This is a genomic window from Bradyrhizobium sp. CCBAU 11361, from assembly GCF_028128935.1.
GTDB lineage: Bacteria > Pseudomonadota > Alphaproteobacteria > Rhizobiales > Xanthobacteraceae > Bradyrhizobium > Bradyrhizobium niftali.
Genome location: NZ_LBJZ01000183.1, coordinates 72,832 through 94,134 on the forward strand (window position 1 = coordinate 72,832; position 21,303 = coordinate 94,134).

At 63.8% G+C, this 21,303-nt stretch carries 23 protein-coding genes; 11 read left to right on the plus strand and 12 right to left on the minus strand.

All coding sequences use genetic code 11. The features are described 5' to 3' along the window. The first annotated feature begins 117 nt into the window (after positions 1-117). A complete protein-coding gene (locus XI08_RS25095; RefSeq protein ID WP_271576454.1) occupies positions 118-1,368 on the plus strand; it encodes an NRAMP family divalent metal transporter in 1,251 nt (416 codons plus the stop codon). A 224-nt stretch (positions 1,369-1,592) separates the two neighbouring features. Next, positions 1,593-2,807: a mandelate racemase/muconate lactonizing enzyme family protein gene (locus XI08_RS25100; RefSeq protein ID WP_271576406.1), complete on the plus strand. Its 1,215-nt coding sequence runs from the start codon at positions 1,593-1,595 to the stop codon at positions 2,805-2,807. Between the two features lie 6 nt (positions 2,808-2,813). On the opposite strand, the gene XI08_RS25105 is transcribed toward XI08_RS25100, so the two are convergent. The 4 genes from XI08_RS25105 to rocF all read right to left on the minus strand — a co-directional run bounded on the left by XI08_RS25105 (position 2,814) and on the right by rocF (position 6,151). Further along, a complete protein-coding gene (locus XI08_RS25105) occupies positions 2,814-3,098 on the minus strand; it encodes a hypothetical protein (RefSeq protein WP_271576407.1) in 285 nt (94 codons plus the stop codon). Positions 3,099-3,212: 114 nt separating this feature from the next. Then, a complete protein-coding gene (locus XI08_RS25110) occupies positions 3,213-3,755 on the minus strand; it encodes a c-type cytochrome (RefSeq protein ID WP_271576408.1) in 543 nt (180 codons plus the stop codon). Beyond that, positions 3,742-5,013, minus strand: coding sequence for a sulfite dehydrogenase (gene soxC / locus XI08_RS25115; protein ID WP_271576409.1), 1,272 nt, complete (start codon positions 5,011-5,013; stop codon positions 3,742-3,744). Before soxC ends, XI08_RS25110 begins: the two co-directional genes overlap by 14 nt. 160 nt (positions 5,014-5,173) lie before the next feature. After that, the gene (gene rocF / locus XI08_RS25120) at positions 5,174-6,151 is read right to left on the minus strand and encodes an arginase (RefSeq protein ID WP_271576410.1); all 978 of its coding nucleotides are present in this window, start codon (positions 6,149-6,151) and stop codon (positions 5,174-5,176) included. Positions 6,152-6,421: 270 nt separating this feature from the next. Here rocF and XI08_RS25125 point away from each other — a divergent pair, with 270 nt between their 5' ends. Beyond that, the gene (locus XI08_RS25125) at positions 6,422-6,682 is read left to right on the plus strand and encodes a hypothetical protein (RefSeq protein ID WP_135176620.1); all 261 of its coding nucleotides are present in this window, start codon (positions 6,422-6,424) and stop codon (positions 6,680-6,682) included. A 28-nt stretch (positions 6,683-6,710) separates the two neighbouring features. Here the strand turns inward: XI08_RS25125 and XI08_RS25130 are convergent, their stop codons facing one another. Both XI08_RS25130 and XI08_RS25135 read right to left on the minus strand, forming a co-directional pair. Continuing rightward, positions 6,711-9,449 carry an EAL domain-containing protein gene (locus XI08_RS25130; RefSeq protein WP_271576411.1) on the minus strand — a complete coding sequence of 913 codons (2,739 nt, stop codon included), beginning with the start codon at positions 9,447-9,449 and terminating at the stop codon, positions 6,711-6,713. 59 nt (positions 9,450-9,508) lie between these two features. Then, complete coding sequence (locus XI08_RS25135; RefSeq protein WP_271576412.1) at positions 9,509-10,684, minus strand: FecR family protein; 1,176 nt, start codon at positions 10,682-10,684, stop codon at positions 9,509-9,511. Positions 10,685-10,814: 130 nt separating this feature from the next. Between XI08_RS25135 and XI08_RS25140 the strand changes: the two genes are divergently transcribed. The 3 genes from XI08_RS25140 (at position 10,815) to XI08_RS25150 (ending at position 14,189) form a co-directional block, all read left to right on the plus strand. Then, complete coding sequence (locus tag XI08_RS25140) at positions 10,815-12,611, plus strand: ShlB/FhaC/HecB family hemolysin secretion/activation protein (RefSeq protein ID WP_271576413.1); 1,797 nt, start codon at positions 10,815-10,817, stop codon at positions 12,609-12,611. Positions 12,612-12,763: 152 nt separating this feature from the next. Next, positions 12,764-13,594: an alpha/beta fold hydrolase gene (locus tag XI08_RS25145; protein WP_271576414.1), complete on the plus strand. Its 831-nt coding sequence runs from the start codon at positions 12,764-12,766 to the stop codon at positions 13,592-13,594. A gap of 280 nt (positions 13,595-13,874) precedes the next feature. After that, on the plus strand, positions 13,875-14,189 hold the full coding sequence (locus tag XI08_RS25150) for a c-type cytochrome (protein WP_027545890.1): 315 nt from the start codon (positions 13,875-13,877) through the stop codon (positions 14,187-14,189). A gap of 194 nt (positions 14,190-14,383) precedes the next feature. Here XI08_RS25150 and XI08_RS25155 read toward each other — a convergent pair whose 3' ends face one another. The 3 genes from XI08_RS25155 to XI08_RS25165 form a co-directional block, all read right to left on the minus strand. Then, the gene (locus XI08_RS25155; RefSeq protein WP_027545889.1) at positions 14,384-14,725 is read right to left on the minus strand and encodes a phasin; all 342 of its coding nucleotides are present in this window, start codon (positions 14,723-14,725) and stop codon (positions 14,384-14,386) included. 140 nt (positions 14,726-14,865) lie between these two features. Further along, positions 14,866-15,051, minus strand: a complete 186-nt coding sequence (locus tag XI08_RS25160; protein ID WP_027545888.1) for a hypothetical protein — start codon at positions 15,049-15,051, stop codon at positions 14,866-14,868. A gap of 357 nt (positions 15,052-15,408) precedes the next feature. Continuing rightward, positions 15,409-15,873 (minus strand): hypothetical protein, encoded by a 465-nt coding sequence (locus XI08_RS25165; protein ID WP_271576415.1) that lies wholly within the window; start codon positions 15,871-15,873, stop codon positions 15,409-15,411. A 193-nt stretch (positions 15,874-16,066) separates the two neighbouring features. On the opposite strand from XI08_RS25165, the gene XI08_RS25170 reads away from it, so the two are divergent. Further along, positions 16,067-16,423, plus strand: a complete 357-nt coding sequence (locus tag XI08_RS25170) for a hypothetical protein (RefSeq protein WP_027545886.1) — start codon at positions 16,067-16,069, stop codon at positions 16,421-16,423. Between the two features lie 46 nt (positions 16,424-16,469). On the opposite strand, the gene XI08_RS25175 is transcribed toward XI08_RS25170, so the two are convergent. Both XI08_RS25175 and XI08_RS25180 read right to left on the minus strand, forming a co-directional pair. Then, positions 16,470-17,045, minus strand: a complete 576-nt coding sequence (locus tag XI08_RS25175; protein ID WP_027545885.1) for a hypothetical protein — start codon at positions 17,043-17,045, stop codon at positions 16,470-16,472. Positions 17,046-17,091: 46 nt separating this feature from the next. Beyond that, on the minus strand, positions 17,092-17,613 hold the full coding sequence (locus XI08_RS25180) for a GcrA family cell cycle regulator (RefSeq protein WP_271576416.1): 522 nt from the start codon (positions 17,611-17,613) through the stop codon (positions 17,092-17,094). 166 nt (positions 17,614-17,779) lie between these two features. Here XI08_RS25180 and XI08_RS25185 point away from each other — a divergent pair, with 166 nt between their 5' ends. Both XI08_RS25185 and XI08_RS25190 read left to right on the plus strand, forming a co-directional pair. Beyond that, positions 17,780-18,388: a S24 family peptidase gene (locus XI08_RS25185; RefSeq protein WP_027545883.1), complete on the plus strand. Its 609-nt coding sequence runs from the start codon at positions 17,780-17,782 to the stop codon at positions 18,386-18,388. 102 nt (positions 18,389-18,490) lie between these two features. After that, positions 18,491-18,766, plus strand: a complete 276-nt coding sequence (locus XI08_RS25190; RefSeq protein ID WP_271576417.1) for a hypothetical protein — start codon at positions 18,491-18,493, stop codon at positions 18,764-18,766. Positions 18,767-18,804: 38 nt separating this feature from the next. On the opposite strand, the gene XI08_RS25195 is transcribed toward XI08_RS25190, so the two are convergent. Then, positions 18,805-19,779 carry a quinone oxidoreductase family protein gene (locus tag XI08_RS25195; RefSeq protein ID WP_011088878.1) on the minus strand — a complete coding sequence of 325 codons (975 nt, stop codon included), beginning with the start codon at positions 19,777-19,779 and terminating at the stop codon, positions 18,805-18,807. A 223-nt stretch (positions 19,780-20,002) separates the two neighbouring features. Between XI08_RS25195 and XI08_RS25200 the strand changes: the two genes are divergently transcribed. Both XI08_RS25200 and XI08_RS25205 read left to right on the plus strand, forming a co-directional pair. Continuing rightward, complete coding sequence (locus XI08_RS25200; RefSeq protein ID WP_027545881.1) at positions 20,003-20,203, plus strand: hypothetical protein; 201 nt, start codon at positions 20,003-20,005, stop codon at positions 20,201-20,203. A 147-nt stretch (positions 20,204-20,350) separates the two neighbouring features. Continuing rightward, positions 20,351-21,298 (plus strand): AAA family ATPase, encoded by a 948-nt coding sequence (locus XI08_RS25205; RefSeq protein WP_025576438.1) that lies wholly within the window; start codon positions 20,351-20,353, stop codon positions 21,296-21,298. Positions 21,299-21,303: the final 5 nt, after the last annotated feature.

Here is a 21,303-nt window from a genome sequence, read left to right on the forward strand (position 1 = left end):
AGGAACTTTGCGGCCATGAACGCGCTTAAGATCTGGATTCGCAATTCCGGAAGGTCCGCCCTGAAACACCGCCCCGCCGAGAACGACCGCGCCGACGCACCGACGAAGTCCGGGACGATGCTGCTGCAACGACTGGGCCCCGGCCTCGTCACCGGGGCGGCGGACGACGATCCCTCTGGCATCGCCACCTATTCGCAGGCCGGCGCGCAATTCGGCTACGGGCTGCTCTGGACGGTGTTTCTGACCACGCCGTTCATGATCGCCATTCAACTCGTCAGTGCGCAGATCGGCCGGGTCACCGGAAAAGGGCTTGCCGCCAACGTGATGCGGATCGCGCCGCGCTGGGCGGTGCTGGCGCTCGTCGGCCTGCTCGTCGCCGCGAACACCTTCAACATCGCCGCCGACATCGCCGCGATGGCCGAGGCGCTCTCGCTCGTCATCGGCGGCCTCAACCACGAGCACGCGCTGATCTTCGCGGCGGGCTCGACCCTGCTCCAGGTGTTCCTGCCCTATCGCCGCTATTCGCCGGTGCTGAAATTCCTCACTTTGGCGCTGTTCGCCTATGTCGCGACCGCCTTCACCGTGGAGATCCCGTGGAGCACGGCGCTGCTCGCGGCGGTGTGGCCGAAGGCGAATGTCAGCGCCGACTATTTCATGATGGTGGTCGCCGTGCTCGGCACCACCATCAGCCCCTATCTGTTCTTCTGGCAGGCCTCGCAGGAAGTCGAGGAGATGAACCAGGGCAAGCGCGACAAGCCGCTGCGCGAGGAGACGCGGCGCGGCGGCGATCCCGAGCTCGCGCGCATCAAGGCCGACACCACGCTCGGCATGCTGCTGTCGAACGGCATCGCCTTCTTCATCATCCTGACCACGGCCTCGGTGCTGAACGCCAACGGCGTTACCCGCATCAGTTCGGCGACCGAAGCCGCCGAGGCGCTGCGGCCGCTCGCCGGCGACTTCACCTTCGCTTTGTTCGCGCTCGGCATCATCGGCACGGGCCTGCTCGCAATCCCGGTGCTGGCGGGCTCGGCCGCTTACGGGGTTGCGGAGATTTTCGGCTGGCGCGCCACGCTCGAGGCGAAGCCCGAGAAGGCGGTCGGCTTCTACACCATCATCGCGGCCGCGACCGCGATCGGCTTCGGCCTCGGCTTCACCGGCATCGACTCGATCCACATGCTGGTCTGGAGCGCCGTGCTCAACGGCATCGTCGCCGTTCCGATCATGGCGATGATGATGCTGATCGTCTCGAGCCGCACGATCATGGGCCGTTTCAGGGCCCGGTCGTGGCTGGTCGCGCTGGGCTGGCTCGGCACCGCGCTGATGGCGCTGGCCGTCCTCGCTCTGCTCGGCTCGTCGGCGATGGGCTGACTAACCTTGCGACAACGCCGCCGAAATCTGCGACGCGACGATGAAGGCCGCAAACACGGCCGGCGCGCTGATGAACCGCAAGAACTGGTCTATCGAAGGCAGATCATAGCTGTCCCCACCTGCTGCGGGCTTCACGCCGGTCCGTGGTTGGCTTAACAGTTGGCCAGGGTCGGGCCTGCGATTGGCCACAAGAAAAGAAGCCCGACCAGGCGACAGGGAGCGACATGACCAAATCATCAAAAGCAACAAGCCTTGAAATCCTCGCCTGCGATGCCGGTTGGCGAAACTACCACTTCGTCAAGCTGACGACCGACGACGGCGTCGTCGGCTGGAGCGAGTTCGATGAAGGCTTTGGCTCACCCGGTGTTGGCGCGGCGATCCAGCGCCTGTCCACCCGCATCATCGGGCAGAATATCTTCCAGCATGAGCGCATCTACGCCGAGCTGTTCGCCGCCACGCGCCCCGCCGCCGGCGGGGTGGTGGCGCAAGCGCTCGGGGCGATCGAGAACGCCCTGCTCGATGCCAAGGCGAAGTCTCTCGGCGTGCCCTGCTATGAGCTGCTCGGCGGCAAAATCCGTGACCGCGTCCGGGTGTATTGGTCGCATTGCGCGACGTGGCGGATCAATCATCCGTCCTGGTACAAGCCGCCGATCGAAAGCCTCGACGGCGTCAAGGCGATGGGCCGCGAGGTGCGCGAGAAGAAGTTCACCGCGCTCAAGACCAACATCTTCTCCTACGACGACGGCAAGCCGACCGGCTGGCGGCCCGGCTTCGGCTCGCCGTTCGCACCCGAGATCAACGTCGACCGCAAGATCCTGCGCGACCTGCGCATGCATCTGGAAGCGATCCGCGACGGCGCGGGCCCCGACGTCGACATTCTGCTCGACTGCAACTTCAACGCCAAGACCGAGGGTTACTTGAAGATCCTGCGCACCATCGCGGACCTCGACATGTTCTGGATCGAGATCGACAGTTTCAATCCGGAGGCGCTCGGCTACATCCGCAGGCAGGGCCCGCATCCGATCTCATCCTGCGAGACCCTGCTGGGCCTGCGCGAATTCCTGCCCTATTTCCATGAGCAGGCGATGGACGTCGCGATCATCGACACGCCCTGGAACGGCGTCTGGCAGTCGATGAAGATCGCAGCCGCCGCAGAAGCGTTCGAGGTCAACGTCGCCCCGCACAACTTCTATGGCCATCTCTGCTCGATGATGAACGCGCATTTCTGCGCGGTCGTTCCGAACCTGCGCATCATGGAGATCGACATCGATCGCCTGTCCTGGGACCGCGAGCTGTTCACGCACGAGCCGGAAATCCAGAATGGCCATCTGATCATTCCGGATCGGCCCGGCTGGGGCACCGAGCCGAACGAGGAGGCGCTGCGCGCGCATCCGCCGAAGACGAGCGGGGGGCTTCTCAACTATGGTCGCAAGAGCTGACTAGAACTACGGCGTCACGGGATTGACGGTCGGGGACGTCTTCGGCCCCGGCCGCTCCGGCTCGACCGGCGATTTCGGTTCGGTGGGAAGCACCTTGGCGCCGGCGGCATGTGCCGCCTCGCCTGTGGTTGCATGCATCGCGACATGGGCCGGCTGCGCCTTGGCCCGGCTCCACGGCCCATGATCCACGATCAGCATCGCAGCAATCGTCAAGGCGGCCACGATCAACGCGATCACGCCGGGATGACGAAGCGCCGTGGACATGGAGTTAGCGAAGCGATCAGCTGCCATCGAAGGATCCGCGTTTTTTTCCTCTCGCAGGTTAATTCAATGACGTCCCGCGAGTTCCCTCCTCGCCGAAGCAAGTTCCAAGCCAGCGCAGGGAACCTCGCCCCCCGCGCCCGTTCACTTTTTGACGTCGGGCCGCGCATCGCCGACAAACCTGTCGCGGTTCGGCATCTTCACGGCCGCAAGCGATTTCGCGTCGAGCGTCGCGTCCGCTCCCACCAGCCCGTTCAGGTTCAGGACATAGGCGGAGACCGCATAGACATCCTCATCGCTTAGCGACTGCGGCGCGTTCTGCGGCATGGCGCGACGGATATAATCGAACAGCGTCGGCGCATAAGGCCAATAGCTGCCGACAGTGCGAATGGGCTTGGCCGTTCCGATCGTACCTTGCCCGCCGGCAAGCCGATCACCCAAGCCGCCCTCGCCTTTCTCGCCGTGACACGCGGCACATTGCTGGGCGAACACTTCACGGCCACGGCTGACTGAACCGCTCCCCTTCGGCAGATTGCTGCCGTCGCGCCCGATATCGATATTCCAACCCGCGATCTCGGCGGGCGTCGCCGGCCGACCGATGCCATAAGGGCTTTGCGCCTGCGCTCCGCTCCCAAAGGCACACAGCACGATTGCTAATGCGATGCCGCAAATCTCACGCCAGCGCATTGGTCACCTCACCGTCCGCCGCGATGCGCCAGGGCCAGATCGCATTGTTGTGGTAGAAATAATTCTCGCCGCGCACTGCGAGCAGTTCGGCCAGCGTCGGCTGCACATAGCCGCTCTCGTCAATGGCGCGGCTCTGGATCACAGCGGGCTTGCCGTCCCATTGCCACGGCAAGCGGAAGCGTGTCAGGGCACGCGTCAGCACCGGCTCTTGCAATCGCGCGTCCTGCCAGCTCCTCCCGTCGTCGACGGACACCTCGACGCGGGCGATCTTGCCGTGCCCGCTCCAGGCGATGCCGGTGACCTCGTGGAAGCCGGGCGCGCTCAGACGCTGACCGCCGGATGGGCGGGTGATGATCGACTTCGCTTCCATGTAGAAGGAGAACTCCCGCGCCGTGCCGTCGGGCAGGAGATCGGTGTATTTCGAAGTCTCCTCGCGCGAATACACGGGCTCGGCAGTCACATGCAGGCGGCGCAGCCATTTCACGCTCATGTTGCCTTCGAAGCCCGGCAGGAACAGCCGCAGCGGATACCCTTGCTGCGGACGCAGCCGCTCGCCGTTCTGGCTGTAGACCAGCATGGCGTCCTCGAGGCATTTCGCGATCGGAATGCTGCGCGTCAGCGCGGCCGCGTCGGCGCCCTCGGCAACCACCCATTTGGCCTCCGGCTTCAACCCCGCCTCCTGAAGCACCAGCTTCAGGCTGACGCCGGTCCATTCCGCGCAGCTCACCAGGCCGACGAGGTCCGATGCCGTCTTGCCATAGGGTTTGGTGTAACCGGGATTGCCGGAGCATTCGAGAAAGTGGATGCGCGACTCCGACGGGAAGCGCCGCAGATCGTCGATGGTGAAGATCAGGGGCCGTTCGACAAGGCCGTGAAGCATCAACCGGTGCTGCGCCGGATCAATGGTCGGGACGCCGCCATGATGCCGCTCATAGAACAGCCCGTTCGGCGTGATGATGCCGTCGAGCTCCTGCAAGGGCGTCCGGCTGGACGCCGAGATATATTGCTTGAGAGTCTTCGAGATGTTCCTGACAACGCCCTCCTCGAAGGGCGATGGCGCACCATAGAGCTGGCCTCCCGTCGGCTCGCCCGGCGCCTTCATCCAATCGGGAATGTTGGGAGGAAGGTTATTCGTCTCTTCCCCCGCAGCCGCGCCCGCGCCAAGAACAGCGCCGCTCGCCACTGCGGTGCCGCCTTGCAGGAAGCGCCGGCGTGTTGTTGGCGCAGATTTCTCGTCGGCATCGATCATGCTGCTCATTGCGGATCCTCGGCTGAAGCTCGACCCGCATGAAACCCTCGGCGAACTGCATTTGCAATTCGCAGCTGTTTCAAAAGCAGGCGATTTCGATCATGACTGATCTAAATCCGCCGGCAGTGACAGCAGTTCCCTTCTTTGCAATGCACAAACGGCGCGCGCGTCACTCGCCCGGCGCGATCGCATTGCTTGGCGTCGGCCGGTCGGTGATCTGCTGCCCGAACAGGCTGCCGATCAACTCGACCGCGGTGCGCGCAGTTCGACCACGTTCGTCCAGGAATGGATTGAGCTCAACGATGTCGACCGACCCCACCACGCCGGAATCGTGCAGCAGCTCCATGATCAGATGTGCTTCGCGATAGGTCGCGCCACCCGGTACCGTGGTGCCGACCCCAGGCGCCACGCATGGATCGAGGAAATCGACATCGAAGCTGACATGCAGCACGCCATTGCTCGCCCTGACCCGCTCGATGACACGGCGGATCAGCACGGCGACGCCGAACTCGTCGATCTGGCGCATGTCGACAACCCTGATCCGGCGCGCGCGCATCAACTCCTTCTCGAGCTTGTCGATTGACCGCGCGCCGAACAGATCGAGCCTGTCAGGATCGATCGACGCACGCGGGTCATCGCCGAGCAGGCCATCGAGGCCCGGCTCGCCACACAGAAACGCGGCCGACATGCCATGCATGTTCGCCGTGATCGTCGTCTCCGGCGTATTGTAGTCGGCATGCGCATCGAGCCAAAGCACGAACAGCTCGCGTCCACGCTCCTGCCAATGGCGCGCCATGGCATTGACCGAGCCCATTGACAGCGTGTGATCGCCGCCGAGGAAGATCGGGAGCGCACCGGTTTTCGCGATCTCATACCCTCTGCCGCTCAGCACGCGTGTCCAGCGCTGGATTTCGCGGTAATGATTGGCTTTTTCGGGCGGCCTGTCGGCGAGGTCCCTGACCTCGGCCACGGAGAGATCGCCGTAGTCGACGACCTCGAAGTCCAGGCTCTCGAGCAGCGTCGCAAGGCCGGCGGTGCGCAGCGCCGCCGGGCCCATCAGGGTGCCGCGCTGCGAGGCCCCCATGTCGATGGGCGCGCCGAGCAAGGCGATGCGCCGGGCTCGATCCGGCATGGTCCGATCGGTCACGGCAGCCTCCTGACATCCACAAGGTGGTGCCAGCCTAACAGAGATTCGGACCCGTCGTTTCACGGGTATTTCCGGTGCAAAGACGCCGCGCGAGAAACCGTCCTGGAACTAAATCCCGCGCCCCGCATTTCCCCTGCAAGGCCGGCACCCGCCGTACATCACGGCGCCTGTCGCGGATAGCCAAAGGTCTTCGGACCCGCTAACGAGCGCTCGCGCGGATAGCCAAAGGTGCCGGCCTCATTCACTTCGTCAGGAGCGGAGTTCGCGAATTTGAGCACCGAAATTCCGCAGCCCCCGTCCCAGCCCGGCATGGCCGAGCGCGCCATCGACGCCGCGACCGACGTCTCCCACACGATCGGCGAGGTCGCGGGAGGCTTGCGCGCCGCCGTCGACCGCTTGACCCATGTCATCGACGAAGCTCGAAAGCCGGGTAAACCGCTCGCGACGGTCGCCGCAATCACACGTGAAGCGCCGCTCGCGAGCCTGTTCGTTGCCTTCCTGTTCGGCGTTGCCATCGCCCGCCGGCGTTAGCAATCAAAACTCGCGTGACGTGGGCCAGCTAGGCCGCGCTGACGGATTGAGGCTGCGTCAGGAACTGCCGTTCGAAGGCATCCGCGGGCATCGGCCGACCGAAGAAATAGCCCTGCCCTTCCTTGCATCCCATGCTGATGAGGAAATCGGCCGTAGCCCGGTTCTCGATACCCTCGGCCACGACGGTAAGCCCGAGCTGCTTGCTGAGGCCGATGGTCGAACCGACGATCGCGGCATCGTCGGAATCGGCGAGCAGATCGAGCACGAACGTCCGGTCGATCTTGAGCCCGTCGAGCGGAAACTTCTTCAGATAGCTCAGGCTGGCGTAGCCGGTGCCGAAATCATCGAACAGGACGCGGACGCCGAGCTCCTGGATCCGCTTGAACATGTCGAGCACGCGGCCCTCGTCATGGAGGAGGATATCTTCGGTGACCTCGAGCTCAAGCAGCGCCGGCGTCAGCCCCGTCGCGTCGAGCAAGGCCGCGACCGCATGCGCGAGATCGCCGGAGTGCAACTGCGACGGCGAGAGGTTGATCGCGACGCGCACGCTGTTGCCGGACAATTCCCACGCACGCGCCTGCCGGCACGCCGTCTCCATCACCCAGTTCGCGATCCGCTCGGACAGCGCTGAGGTATTGACCACCGGCATGAACTCCCCGGGGGAGACGTAGCCGCGCACGGGATGCCGCCAACGGATGAGCGCTTCCGCCCCGACCAGACCGCCGTCGACCAGGCGAACCTGCGGCTGGTAGAACAGTTCGAACTCGCCGTGGTCCGCGGCAAGCGCCAGCTCGCTCTCAAGCGTCAAGCGGTTCTCCAGCTCCTGCCTGATCGCACTCTCGAAGATCACGTGGCTGCCGCGTCGCGTCGCCTTGGCGCGGCTCAGCGCGAGATGGCCGTTGCTCAGGAGGTCGTCCGCGTTGTGTCCACCGTCGGGATAGACGGCGACGCCGATGCTGATCCGCACGCGGTGCTGCCGCGTGCCCGTTGCAAGCGGCGCTTCGAACGCAAGCGCGATCCGCTCGGCGAATTCCACAATGGGCTCGCCAGCCTCCGCGCAATCGAGCGCAATGGCGAATTCATCACCGCTGAGCCGGGCGACGACCGCTTTGCCACCGGCCTCGGTCCGAAGCCGCTCGGCGACGGCCCGCAGGACGAGGTCGCCGGTCGAATGTCCAAGCATATCGTTGATCTGCTGGAAGCCGTCGAGCCCCAGCACGAGCAGCGCGACGCCGGACGACCGCCGCTCCGCCGCGGAAATCAGACTGGTAAGGCCGGCATGCAGCATGTTGCGGTTGGCAAGACCGGTCAGCGCATCGTGTTCGGCGAGATATCTGACGCGTTCGACCTCACGCTTACGGACCGAAATGTCGCGCAGGATCGCTCCATACTGGAAGCCGTCCGTTCCCTGCCAGCCTGAGAAGCTCGCCTCGACGGGGAAGGTTTCACCATTCTTGCGCCGGCCCTCGAACTCCACGACGACCGCCCCGCCGGGCACGAGGAGCGCCTGGCGCGCGACATCGCGCATGGACGGCCTTGCGGCGCCGTCCGCCGGCGCGGCGCACAGGGTGTCGAATGGGCGGCCGATGATCTCGGCAGGCATATAGCCGAAGATCGCGCTCGCGCCGGGATTCCAAACCGTGATCCGGTGATCCGCGTCAGTGCAGACGAGACCGTCGCCGAGCGACATGGCGATACGATGAAAGCGGCTCTCGGCGATACGTCCGAGGAGACCGCGGAAATCGATCTCGTCCAGCGCGATCGCGGTCAGATAAGCGATGATCGCGATGTGGAGTAGCGATGTGTCGACGACGAGGGGCCATCTTGCCTGCACAAGGGCCGCGGTCAGTTCGACCGCCGCCCCGGCGGCGATGAGGACCGCAACGCGATATCCCGATGCCAAGCGGCGCCACGAATACATCATCAGCAGGCAGATCACACCCAGGCCGAGGATCATGCCGGCATCGGACGTCCAGCGCAGCATCCGGTGCTGGAGGATCGATTCCGCCGCCAGCGCCTGCAGGACGGGCCCCGAGACGATGCCGCCATTTGGAACGCTGAACCGGTCACCCAGTTCGAGCGCAGTCGCGCCGACGATGATCTTCTTGTCTCTCAGCTTGTCGAGTGTGGCGGCATCGCCGTGCAGCACGTCGGCATAGGAGACACGCGGAATGGAGGCTGCTTGAATACTGAAGTCGATAAGGAAGGGGGACCGCCGATTGGCGTCCTGCCCAGCCAGAACGACGGCCATCGACGGCATCAACGCGTCGCCGAGCTTCTCGCCGACCGGATAACGGCGAACGAGCCCATCGGATTCAACCCCAACATTGACGACGGCGGGCCACGACTGGTTGCTGAACGGCTTCAGGGGGCGATTGACGTGAGCCGCGCCACCATTCGGCGCCGGCTGCCTGAAGGACGGCAGGATCGTCGAGCCGCCGACCTCTCGAAGCGCCTTGACGAACGCCTCGTCGGAGGCCGTATCCGACGGCGTGCTGAAATCGACATCGAAGGCCACGTCCTGCGCGCCGGCACTTTCGAGTTTGTGCAACAGCTCCGCGTGGAGCCGGCGCGGCCAGGGCCATACCCCGATCTGGTCGATCGAGGGCGCGTCGATGGCCACCACGACGACATTGCCGCTGGCGGCATGCGATTGCCAGGCGAATCGCAGATCGGTGAGCGCGTTGCGAAGCGCACCATGCCATCCCGTGGACAGCACGACCGCCAGCGCGATCACGACAAGAATATGCGGCCGGTAGCGTTTCACCCGATCCTCCTGCACACCCGCTTCGGCGAGTGCGCCCCCTCATCCCCTAGGAAATCGCCTTAGCGTCTGTTGTGACCGTAGGCATTTCCGTGGCCGTGGCTGCCGTTACCGCCGCCGTTGTTGCCTTTGCCGTTACCGGTGGCACCGTTGTCGTCGTGACCGTTGTTGTCCTTGCTATTCCCGTTGCTGCCCTTTCCGGGGCTTCCTCCGGACGCATCGTTGGTGGACCCAGCGGTGGTCGCAACGGTCGTCGTCGCACTTGACGACGAGGTCGCCGCCGTTACGGCGGAGCTGCTGGCAGCCGTGGTCGTGCTCGCCTTCGTATCGCTCCAGACCGTCTCGGTACCGGTGTTCGCGTTGCGCACGCGCCCCGGTGCAGTTGCGTCGTGGGCCAGCCCGTGCGTGACCTTATGGACGTTCAGCCTGACCTCGCCGAGCGAGCTCGAGATGCGCACGACACCGGCCCTGGGTGGCTGACCTCCGGCCGTGAGATGCGATGGCTTCGGCGCACCGTTTGCCTTGGTCCCCTTGTCGATCGGACCGAGCGCATGGATCGCATGGCCGCTCGCCGCATTGCGCGGCGCCGACAGTCCCGATTTCGGCACAGGAATTCGCTCGATCGTCGAGGCCCGCGGCTTGCCATGTTCGATCGGGTTGAACGTCCCCGCACCGCTCAGGCTGAGGCCGGGCTTGCCATGCTCAAAGGCAGTGGCCGCTTGTCCGGGCATGACCTGAGCGATCTGTCCCGTCTTGAAGTCGGAGACTTCGACCTGGCCACGGAGCACGCCGACCCGGGTGCTGCCCGCATTCACGGTGACGCTGAACTGCGTTCCCTTGACCACGGCGGCGAGATAGGGCGTCTCGACCTCGAAATGCTTGACGTTGCGCTTCTCCACCTCGAGCAGGATCGAACCTGCCTGCTGGATGATGGTGGTCGAGAGACCCTCCTTCGTCTCGGCCGGCAAGCCGACCACCGAGTTGGGAGAGATCAGGATCGTTTCCTCGCCACGGACAAGCAGAACGCGCCCGCTACGTCCGGTGCGAATGGTATCGCCGGGCTTGAGCGCGTCCTGCTGATTCAATGACACCTGCTGCGCGCCGTTGGTGGCGACCCAGACCTCGCCGGCGGCTTTGCTGACCGACCAGACGCCATCCTCCGCAGCGAGTGCACCGGAAGCCATTCCCAGGGTCAGCACCGCCGCGAAGGTGCACCGCATTCCACTTCTGCCGAGCATGCCGATCCTCAGTCCGCGTTACAGCCAGACCTGAGGCGTATCCGAAATCACTCAAGAGAGAATTAGCGGGAACTGGCGAGCCGAGCAGCCGCATTAACCAATCATTGACCATAAAAAACTAAGAAAAATCATGCGACTAACGAACCCTTACCCTCCTATGCGAAAATCTCCGTCAAACTACGGAGACGGGTTCGCGGCGCGTGTTGAGAAGCGGTTCCTCCTTACCGCGATGGTACTGTTGGCACCGATTTTCACGGGAGTTCCGCAATCATTCGCTCAGCAGGCGAACCAGCCGGGTTTTGATCCGCGCCAGCCCGAGAAATACTTTGAAAACCAAACCGAGCGGGAAACGCTGAGCCGACCTCCGGTCAAGCTACCGACGGTCGGCCAGCCCAACACCGGCGGCGATACCAAGCCTCAGTTCGTGCTCCGCGGCATCAATGTCACTGGGGCCCACATCGTCTCCCGTGATCGCATCGCCGCGGTCTATCAGCCTTATCTCGGCAAGAAGGTCTCACAGGCTGACCTCGCCGCGATCGCCGGCGCGATCAGCGACCTCTACCGTGCCGATGGATTCCATCTGAGCCGGGCCGTCGTGCCGCCGCAGGACATTGCCGACGGCATGGTCCGGATCCAGGTGATCGAGGGCGCCATCGTACAGGCCGAACTGAAAGGCGACGGCGCCGAGCAGTTCGGTGTGAGGCCGATGCTCGGGCCGGTTCTGGCCGAGCAGCCGTCGCGCCTGGCAACGCTTGAACGCCAGCTTTTCCTCATCAACGGCAGGCCGGGCGTCCGGATCACCGATACCGCGTTGGAGGAGATCGGCGGTGCGACCGGCCGCTTCCGCCTCACCGTTTATTTGAAAACCTGGCACGTGTTCACATCGTTCGGCCTGGACAATCTCGGCTCGTCCTCGGTCGGCCCTTGGCAGACCTATGCGACCGGCGCGTTCAATTCCTACCTCGCGCCTGGCGACACGCTGGCGGTCAACCTGTCGACCATTGCCAACGATCCGCGCGAGCTCGGCTTCGCACGGCTGTCCTACGACGCGCCGGTCGGCGTCGACGGCGTGCGCCTTGGCGCGTCCGTCCTCTACAGCGCGGTCCGGCCGGGCGATGCCCGCCGCCTCGACAGCGACATCACGACGACCGAAGCTTTCGAGGTACGGGCAAGCACCGTGCCCTTCATGTCGCAATCGTCGGCACTGACACTTACGGTGGCTGGGGCCTTCAGCAACGTGTCCGAGCACGATCTTTACGGACCCTGGTACAACGACCACATCCGGACCGCGAGCCTGACCGCCGACTACCGGCTCCAGGACCGCTTCGGCGGCACCAATTTCGCAACGCTGACCTACCGTCAGGGCCTCGACGTCTTCGGCGCATCGCATTTCGACGACGATCTGTTGTCGCGCGACGGTGCCTCATCGAACTTCTCGGTGCTGAATCTCTGGTTCACGCGCTACCAGACGCTCAACGGCGCCTGGTCGCTCAAGTTCGCGGCGGCGAGCCAGACGGCATCGCGGCCGCTGTTCACCTCGCAGCAGTTCTATCTCGGCGGCGCAGCCTTCGGCCGGGGCTACGGCGCAGCCGAGATCAGCGGCGACAACGGTCTTGCCGGCTCGCTCGAGTTGCGCTTCGACCAGAAGCTCAATTTCCGCTACTGGACCGGCTACCAGCTCTACGCCTTCGGCGACGCCGGCGCAGTCTGGAACGACGGCTACCGGCTGAGGGACGGCCTGTCGCTGACATCGGCCGGAGTCGGCGCGCGGTTCTTTCTGTGGGACGATCTCCAGGCCGATCTCGGGGTTGCCGTCCCCTTGAGCTACCGGGCGCCGGACAACGAGCGCCGCAGCCCGCGTTTCCTGTTCACGCTGTCGAGCGCATTCCGGCTCTGCCCCGAACGCGGCAGGAGCGGCTGCCTCTAGCTGCAAACCCCTCATGCCGCGTACCCGGCATGCGGCCCTTTTGCGGCCTTGCTCATAGACTTGCCTAAATTTAATCCCGTAACCTGGTCACGATCGCTCGATCCGGGGGCTTCTAATGACCATTTTCAGTCGAATGTGATTGGGACGGAACCATGAAGAGGGTGTTTGCAATTCTGGCGTTTCTTTGCGTCCTCGGCATCGGCGAATATTTCGTCGTCAGCCGGTTCGCGATCCGCCATGAGGTTTGGACCCTGTTCGACGCCTCGCGCCAGCGGCCAATCTCGGTCGAAATCGCGGTGCGGCGCGATTACGAGACCAAGGCCAATCTCGGTCTCTGGAAGCTGCCGCTCGCCATCATCAGCAACGGTAATACCGTCAAGGCCACCGAGTATTCCTTCCTTGCCAACGCGCTCGCGGCGCGGGGCTATCTCGTCGCCAGCATCCAGCAGGACCTGCCCAGCGATCCGCCGCTAATGACCCATGTCGGCCAGCAATTTGTCGGCCGGCGCGAAGTCTATATCCGCTGCGAGGCCAACATCCTCTTCGCCTTGGGCGAACTGAAGAGGCGGCAGGAGAACGCCGACTACGACCACATCACCCTCGTCGGCCATTCCAACGGCGGCGACGTGTCCATGTATGTCGCCCATCAGCACCCGGAGCTGGTGTCGAAAGTGATCACACTCGACAATCTTCGGGTGCCTTTCGTGCTCAGCGACAACTTGAAGATCCTGTCGTTCCGCTCGAAGGATCCGCATTTCCTGACCGACCCGGGCGTGCTGCCGACGCCGGAAGAGGCCAAGGCGCGCGGCATCGACATCGTCCACACCGGTGCGCAGCACACCGAGATGAGCGATCGCGGACCCGACGCGGTCAAGGAGAAGATCCAGGCGACGCTCGACCGCTTCCTGCGCGACAGCGCCAGCAGCGCGCTCGCGCCGGCCGAAACGAAAAGTCCGATGATCATGAACCCCGGCGACTATTAGTTAGCCGGGGACGCCTTGCGGCAGATCAAGGCCGCTCCGGGCCAGCCACGATAGACACGGTCTCACAACTCGGAGAGGCACGTGTCGCACTACATCGAAAGCCTTGATACGAAACGGCTGGGCCTGCCCGCGACAAGGACGCCCGGATTCGTGCGGCATCTCTATCGTTCGGCCCGCAGGCTGCTGCGGTCGATCATCGCCCGCATCGATCTCTCCCAATTTCCGGGATCATGCTGCGGATGAGCACGGTGGCCGCAAGCGAACGCATGAGGGTTGCCTGATGCACCAGCATTTGAGACGAATTTGCCTGCTGCTTGCCGTGGCCTCGAGTTCCTCATCCGCTCTCGCCGCCGATGCCGGTCACGGTGCCGACCTGGCCAAGCGCTGGTGCGCAAGTTGCCATGTCGTGGCCAATGGCCAGGCGGAAGCCAGCGCCGACGTCCCTTCCTTCGCATCCGTTGCGCGCCGGCCGGACTTCAGTCCGGAGAAGCTCGCCTTCTTCCTGCTCGACCCGCATCCGAAGATGCCGAGCTTTCCCTTGAGCCGGACCGAAGCCGGCGACATAGCGGCCTATATCGGATCGCTGCGTCCATAGAGCGCCGGCCAATCGCGAAACTTGTCACAAAATGCAAATCCCTGCCGGAGGACCGACAGGGATCAGCAGAAAGGATGATGGACGGCGAATGAGAAACCATTCGGTGGCCCATCATGGACCTGCGCCAGCATCGAAATCCGGATCTCCATGCTGCGCAAGATCAATTTGTAGGCACGCAGCGCACAGACCGGGAATCAGGATTTGCCCTTGCCTGGCTGCATGAGACTGCCGGTCATCTGGCGCATGTGGTCTCCGGCGCTGGTGAACTGGCTGCGCAGGAAGTCGGACTGGATTCGCATCGCTTCCTGAAGGTCGGTGGCATGAACGAGCTTGCGCGCATGCTCGAACGCCGACTTCATGTTCTGCTCGGTGAAAGCGAGCGCCTGCTTCGACACTTCCGTCCCTGCTCCGGGAACCGATGACATCGATTTGGTGGCGGCATCGAAAAACATGCCGAATGCCTGTTCCGCCTGGTCGATCGTCTTCTCGGCCAAGTCGCGCAGTTCGGCCGGAACTTCGAGCTTCGGTTCGATCATGGTCGCACTCCTCCCTTTTTCTTAGCTGAATACCACACTTGCCGGACCGCATTCCAGCGGCGAACCCGGGGGCAAACGTCCCCCGGCGATCCGGCTTGGGCAGGAAAACGAAGGAAAAGGCGTTAGGACGTGCGCCCGGCTCAGGACAGGGGGTGTTCGGAAAGGGCTTCTTCGGTGGCGAGGTCTTCAACGAGCTTGATGACCTCGAAGCGCTGGCGAGGCGCGAGCTTCAAAAAAGCGCGGAGCAGGCGCAGGCTTTCGACCGTGCCGCTCGCAGGCGCGCCGAGCTTGAGGTGCAGTTCAGCGGCGAAATTGAGGTTCTTCATCTCGCACCCATGACAAGCATCGGCCTTCCTGATCGTCCCACTCGAGAGCCGAACACCATAACCGGGTGCCATGGAGAGGACGAACTCTCGGCTGGGGCCCCGGCGGGTTAGCACGCTCAGGCTCAACCGAACAGGTTGTAGTTATGCCAAGAAACAACCCTTCCGGCAAGCCCGACCAACGGCTTAGCGATGCTTCGTCTGCATCGCACCACCGCGATTCCGGATAACAGGAATATGGACCGCCGTCACCCACCTGCGTCAAGAAGCGGCATCAGTCACGCACACGGCCCTGATTGCTGTCAACCGGCACAGCATTTCGCCTTGTTTCCGGCATGAATGGGCATTGACGCAGGCGATCTAACGCTTCTTCAGCGTATACACGTAATTGTTGAGTCCCACCTCGGCGGTTGTATCGTCGACGAAATGAACGTCGATCTCGCAGCCGGTCTCCAAAGTCCTGATCGGGGCGCCCGCGAAGCCGAGCGAGGCGGCAAGCGCCTTGGGATCGGCCTTCTTGTCCGCACGTTGCATCTCGTCGAAAGCGCCCTGGAAGATCATGTCGGGGCCATACTCCGTCACCTTGTACTGCGGCCTGGCGCAGGCAAAGGGGCGCGGCCCCGAGATTTCCTTCGCCTTCAGGACGACTGTCTTGCCCATCAGCCGCGCCCGCTCCGTGTCGTCAGGCTTGCGTTGCGCATCGGCCCATGGCGCGACCACGGCAGCCGCAAATGTCCAGCTTCCGAGGTAGAAGGGATCTGCCGCCGCGGCGGTGCCTGCGGTACCGGCAGACACAAGAAGGCAAACAATGCCGGCGAATTTCATCTGACGTATCCCCTCGAGCCTTCTTGGACTCGCCTCTTCGCATCAAGGTTCATCGCTCCCGACATGTTGCCGCCGATGAACCATCGTTCAAGATCGGACGACCAAGCGTTGCGATACGGCCACGCAGATCACGGGCGCCATGGCTGACGGACTCAACCGATTCGGGCGCGCGTCAGCACCAAAGGACGACGGCATGCTTTCTCGCTGCGATCTCATCAAGGGCGCCGCGGTTGCGCTCTTCACCCTCTCGATACAAGGCGCATGGGCGCAGGAGACCAAGATGAATCTGTTCAAGATCGTCACCATCAAGGACGAAATCGTCGTCGGACTGTCGGCGGAGGAGCTTCAGGCGCTCGGCGGCAATGACGCGAGCGCGGTTGCGCACGCGCTGGCGCAGAAGGGTGACCTCACCGTCTGGCAATACAACGTGCATCGCGGCCCGAACGGCGAATTGCAGCAGGCACCGACCGCCAGAATCGGGCTTTTGGCCAACGCCTCGCTGCGTGTCGAGCCCTACACGACGCCTTACCAGATTGTACCGCATCCGTAAGCAGCAGACCGGCACGCCGGCGGCCGAGACCGCCGGCGGGCCGCAATCATCTGCGCTGGTCTGCACGCTGCGTCCCCGCCTCCGTCGCAAAGCCATAGATCAGTGCCAGCCGGTCCAGGCATTCGCGAAACCGCCGCGCAAAATAGTCGTTCCAGCGCTGCGTACGGACGGCGCGACGCTGCCCGATCTGATCCATGGTCAGCCCCAGCACCAGCACGTCGTGCACCAGCGCGGCGCCGTCGGTGCCGAGTTCGCGCTCGATCCGGTTCAGCCGCAGCACCGCTTGTCGCTGGCTCTCGGTGACAGGCTCGCGCGTGCGGGCGCCATCGACATATTCGCGGGTTGGGTCCATCGCCTGAGGGCCCCGCTCCGCCCGCTCCCAATCGTTCTGGAAGGCGCGCCCGCCGCGATATTGTGCCTCGTCGATCTGGTGGTGCGAGTGCAGGCGGCCGAGCGGATCGCTACGGATCGACCGGATTGCCATGATCTTCTCGCCGGGATCGAGCGCCAGCGGATTGTCGATCTCGACCTCCGCCACTTCCGCATTGAATGGCACCTCGCGCGACCGCCGGTCGTAGATCTGTGCCAGTTTGTAGGATCTGTTGCGTCGGACACGTCCCACTCGGATACTCCTTGCAAGATTGACGATTGAACGGGCGAGCGCACTTTCAGGCGGCGGAGACCAGCCTCAGCACGACGGGACCCGCGACACGGGCGGACGCTGCCCCGGAGCGGCGCGTCAGGCGCGCATGCGGCGCGCAATAGCTGGAGGCCGGCTGGCGCGGGTGGCCGCAGAAGGCGAGTTCCTCTCCGTCCTTGTCACCGCCATAGGGGTAACGGCAGTCGGCCGGCGCAAGATCGACCAGCTGGACGAGGCGCGGCTGAACGCCGACACAGCGCAACTTGGCCCGCGCGGGCTTCAGTGCAGACTTCGGCGGCAAATTTAACGCCGGCCGGCGCGGCGAAAGCAGACCGGTCTCGCCCGGCAGCGAAGGCACGATCGACGGGCTCGTCACCCGTTCCGGCGCAACGAGCCCGAGCCGCTTGGCGCGGCCAGCCACTGCGCTGCGCGTATAAGCCGTTCCAAACCTTGCGTTAATCCGCCTTCCGATCTCCGCATAAGATATTCCCTTGAGAAAATAGTCGCGAAGCGCGTCGGAGTGCTCCGACGGCCAATGACCCGGTTCCATGCTGCTGTCCTGTGATGCACCTCCTCCGATCGCACGACCGGGAGGCGAGACACACATTCCGGTATTCCGAAGCGAGAGTCAAGCCGTAATTCTGATATTCATAATTGCATCAATTCCGAATTTCGGATTACAAGAGGCGAGACGATGGGCAATCGAGGGAATCACCATGTTGGACGTTGCAATGATCGAGCGGGGCCTGGAGAAGACGGGCAAAAGCAAGGGGGGCCTGGCGGCAGCGATGGGCGTGCGCCCCGGCGCGGTCTCGGAGATTCTTGGTGGCGAGCGCCTTGTGAAGGCCTCGGAGATCATTCCGATCATGGAATATCTCGAGCTCAACCTCGCGCCGATCATGGGGCGCGTGGGTGCCGGCGCCGTGATCGAGCCGGACTATGAGCAGGTTCCTCCGGAGGGTCTCGGCGACATCGCGCTGCCCTTCCCGATCATGGAAGAGACGATTGCATTCGAGATCGTCGGCGATTCGATGCTGCCCAAATACGAGAGCGGCGACGTGATCGTGGTCTACAAGGACCAGCGTCATCCGCTGTCGAGCTTCTACGGCGAAGAGGCCGTGGTCCGGCTCAAGACCGGCGAACGCTATTTGAAGACCATCGAGCGGGGCAAATCCCCCTCCGTCGTCAATCTCACCAGCTTCAACGCCAAGCCGATCGTCGGCGTCAAGCTCGACTGGGTCGGGGAGATCTGCCTCTCCATGCCCAAGGGTCAGCTCGAGCGGCTGCGCGCCAAGTCGGCGCGCCCCCGCAAGAAGGGCAAATAAGTCGCCGATTTCCGATTTTTGGAAATCGAACTTGACTTAATTCTGTTTTTCGGAAATACTCTGCCGCGCTCCCGACCGCTGGGGCGCGGCAGGATCGTCTCCATGCAGTATTTCGTCGTGACGATCGACTACGGGCGGCGCGGCCGCGAGGCCGTCGTCGATCCTGAAATCACGAGGCGCGAGGTCATCGCCCGCGTTGCCTCGGGTGAATACCGGAACATCTCGTTCATCCACGAGATCGCGGAGAGCTCGGTCGAGGACGTCACCGAGGCCATCCTGACCGAGGCCGCCCTTCCCCACGTTCCGCCTGAAGATGTCGACCTCCAGGCGATCGGCCTCGATCACGTCCGCGACCTGCGCAAACACGAACGGACGTGACGCAGGCCGGGCGGTCTGCGTCAGCGTCCGGCAGAGCATCACACCAGGAGTACGGTCGATCCCGTCGTCTTGCGTGCCGCGAGATCGGCGTGCGCCTTGGCCGCGTCCTTCAGCGGATAGGTCTGGTGCACCTCGATCTTGACCGCGCCGGACTTGACGACGTCGAACAGCTCGCCCGCCATCGCCACCAGGCTCTCGCGCTTGGCGGCATAGGTGAACAGCGTCGGACGGGTGACGTAGAGCGAGCCCTTCTGGGCGAGCAGGCCGAGATTGAGTGGCTCGACCGCGCCGGAGGACTGGCCGAACAGCGCAGCGACGCCGAGCGGCGCGAGGCAGTCCAGCGATTTCAGGAACGTGTCCTTGCCGACGGAGTCGTAGACCACCGGCACCTTCTTGCCACCGGTGATCTCGTCGACGCGCTTCACGAAATCCTCGCGCGTGTAGATGATGACATGGTCGCAGCCATGCGCCTTGGCCAGCTTTGCCTTCTCGTCGTTGCTGACGGTGCCGATCACGGTCGCGCCGAGATGCTTGGCCCATTGGCTCAGGATCAGGCCAACACCACCGGCCGCGGCATGGAGCAGGATCGTGTCGCCGGCCTTCACCCGGTAGGTCTGCCGGATCAGATATTGCGTCGTCAGCCCCTTCAGCATCATCGCCGCCGCCGTCTTGTCGTCGACGCCGTCAGGCAGCTTCAGCAGACGGTCGGCGGGGATCAGCCGCGCCTCGGAATAGGCGCCAAGCGGCGAGGCGCCATAGGCGACGCGATCGCCCGGCTTCAGATCTGTGACACCTGGCCCGATCTCCTCGACGATGCCCGCCGCCTCGCTGCCGAGCCCGCTCGGCAGCTGCGCTGGATAAAGACCCGAACGGTTGTAGATGTCGACGAAGTTGAGACCGACGGCGGTGTGACGGATGCGGGCCTCGCCCGGTCCCGGCTTGCCGACACTGACCTCCTCCCAGACCAGGACTTCCGGCCCGCCGGTCTTGTGAAAGCGAATGGCATGCGTCATGGGGTTGCTCCCTTATCGTTGCAGTGAAGGTCCGAGAACCGGATCGGCCTGTGAAATAGGCATTTGATCTGCCCGTTACAGTACAGAGACGTAACAAGAATGTCACAGCGAACGACAAATGCCCGCCGTTCCGCCTCTGTTCGAAAGAGTTGATGACGGCCTCGGGGCAACCGGCAGTAGCTTTTGCGCGGGGTTTGGTGGTCGCCTGCGAAGGAGAACCGAGATGCCGGCTTATGTACAGCATCATCAGGATGTCGAGATCGCGCCCGTGAATTGCCCCACCTGCATGGGGTTCCTGCCGATGTATGTGCGCGAGGTCGAACCGCATTGGAGCCTTGCCAAGATCGACTTCGTTTATGAATGCGCCGATTGCGGCGCCGAGGTCCGGCAGACGATCCGGAAGCCGGAGCTGCTGCGGCACTGACCGCGCGATCGGAAAACCGCTCAAGTATTTGCGTTAAGCGGAAAAAACGCCGTTCACGCGGGTCTGATGTCTCCCAAAGGAGGCTTGTCCTTTGCCTGGAACGCAGGCAGAACAGGCTTCAAGCAAGACCTTTGGGAGCGCCCATTCGTGGCTGAACAGAAGCCCTCGACCGCGATCGAGGCAGTGGAGAGCGGCCTCGCCGCGCAGGGTTATATCGCGAGCCGCCAGATCGCGACCGCCGTCTATTTGTCGCAGCAGATCGAGAAGCCGATCCTGGTCGAGGGCCCTGCGGGCGTTGGCAAGACCGAGCTTGCCAAGGCGATCGCCGCCTGGCGCGGCATGAAGATGATCCGCCTGCAATGCTACGAGGGCCTCGACGAGGCCAAGGCGCTCTATGAGTGGAAATACGCCAAGCAGCTTCTCTATACGCAGATCCTCAAGGACAAGCTCGGCGAGGTGCTCGGCGGCGCGCAGACGCTGCACGCTGCGCTCGATCAGCTCCACGATTTCGGCGACGTGTTCTTCTCCAAGGAGTTCGTCGAGCCGCGGCCGCTGCTCCAGGCGCTGGAGCAGCCGGGCGGCTGCGTGCTGCTGATCGACGAGATCGACAAGTCTGACGCGGAATTCGAATCGCTGCTGCTGGAAATCCTTTCGGACTTCCAGGTCACGATCCCCGAACTCGGCACCGTCTCCGCCATCACACCGCCGACGGTGATCCTTACCTCCAACAGCGAGCGCGACCTGGGCGATGCCCTGAAGCGGCGCTGCCTGCATCTGCATATCGGCTTCCCCGAGCAGCGGCTGGAGGAGCGCATCGTCGAGAGCCGCGTGCCCGGCATCTCGCAGACGCTGCGGCGGCAGATGGTTGGATTCATCCACGAGATCCGCTCGCTGGATTTGAAGAAGCTGCCCTCGGTCAGCGAGACCATCGACTGGGCGCGCGTGCTGGTGCTGCTTCAGGCTTCCGAGCTCGACACCGAGATCGTCAAGGACACGCTCAACGTGCTCCTGAAATACGAAGCCGATATCGAGGCGGCCCAGCCCCAGATCACGACCTTCATTGCCAAGGCAGCACGATCCAACGTCTTCGGTTGACGCCG

Excerpts from the sequence above, each read along its gene's own strand:
- XI08_RS25110 (WP_271576408.1), bottom strand. The coding sequence starts at position 3,755 with ATGCGCTGGCGTGAGATTTGCGGCATCGCATTAGCAATCGTGCTGTGT.
- XI08_RS25195 (WP_011088878.1), bottom strand. The coding sequence starts at position 19,779 with ATGACGCATGCCATTCGCTTTCACAAGACCGGCGGGCCGGAAGTCCTG.
- XI08_RS25185 (WP_027545883.1), top strand. The coding sequence starts at position 17,780 with ATGTTGGACGTTGCAATGATCGAGCGGGGCCTGGAGAAGACGGGCAAA.
- XI08_RS25145 (WP_271576414.1), top strand. The coding sequence starts at position 12,764 with ATGAAGAGGGTGTTTGCAATTCTGGCGTTTCTTTGCGTCCTCGGCATC.
- XI08_RS25100 (WP_271576406.1), top strand. The coding sequence starts at position 1,593 with ATGACCAAATCATCAAAAGCAACAAGCCTTGAAATCCTCGCCTGCGAT.
- XI08_RS25170 (WP_027545886.1), top strand. The coding sequence starts at position 16,067 with ATGCTTTCTCGCTGCGATCTCATCAAGGGCGCCGCGGTTGCGCTCTTC.
- XI08_RS25200 (WP_027545881.1), top strand. The coding sequence starts at position 20,003 with ATGCCGGCTTATGTACAGCATCATCAGGATGTCGAGATCGCGCCCGTG.
- XI08_RS25095 (WP_271576454.1), top strand. The coding sequence starts at position 118 with ATGCTGCTGCAACGACTGGGCCCCGGCCTCGTCACCGGGGCGGCGGAC.
- XI08_RS25105 (WP_271576407.1), bottom strand. The coding sequence starts at position 3,098 with ATGGCAGCTGATCGCTTCGCTAACTCCATGTCCACGGCGCTTCGTCAT.
- XI08_RS25190 (WP_271576417.1), top strand. The coding sequence starts at position 18,491 with ATGCAGTATTTCGTCGTGACGATCGACTACGGGCGGCGCGGCCGCGAG.
- XI08_RS25135 (WP_271576412.1), bottom strand. The coding sequence starts at position 10,684 with ATGCTCGGCAGAAGTGGAATGCGGTGCACCTTCGCGGCGGTGCTGACC.
- XI08_RS25180 (WP_271576416.1), bottom strand. The coding sequence starts at position 17,613 with ATGGAACCGGGTCATTGGCCGTCGGAGCACTCCGACGCGCTTCGCGAC.
- XI08_RS25155 (WP_027545889.1), bottom strand. The coding sequence starts at position 14,725 with ATGATCGAACCGAAGCTCGAAGTTCCGGCCGAACTGCGCGACTTGGCC.
- XI08_RS25150 (WP_027545890.1), top strand. The coding sequence starts at position 13,875 with ATGCACCAGCATTTGAGACGAATTTGCCTGCTGCTTGCCGTGGCCTCG.
- soxC (WP_271576409.1), bottom strand. The coding sequence starts at position 5,013 with ATGAGCAGCATGATCGATGCCGACGAGAAATCTGCGCCAACAACACGC.
- XI08_RS25140 (WP_271576413.1), top strand. The coding sequence starts at position 10,815 with ATGCGACTAACGAACCCTTACCCTCCTATGCGAAAATCTCCGTCAAAC.
- XI08_RS25165 (WP_271576415.1), bottom strand. The coding sequence starts at position 15,873 with ATGAAATTCGCCGGCATTGTTTGCCTTCTTGTGTCTGCCGGTACCGCA.
- XI08_RS25160 (WP_027545888.1), bottom strand. The coding sequence starts at position 15,051 with ATGAAGAACCTCAATTTCGCCGCTGAACTGCACCTCAAGCTCGGCGCG.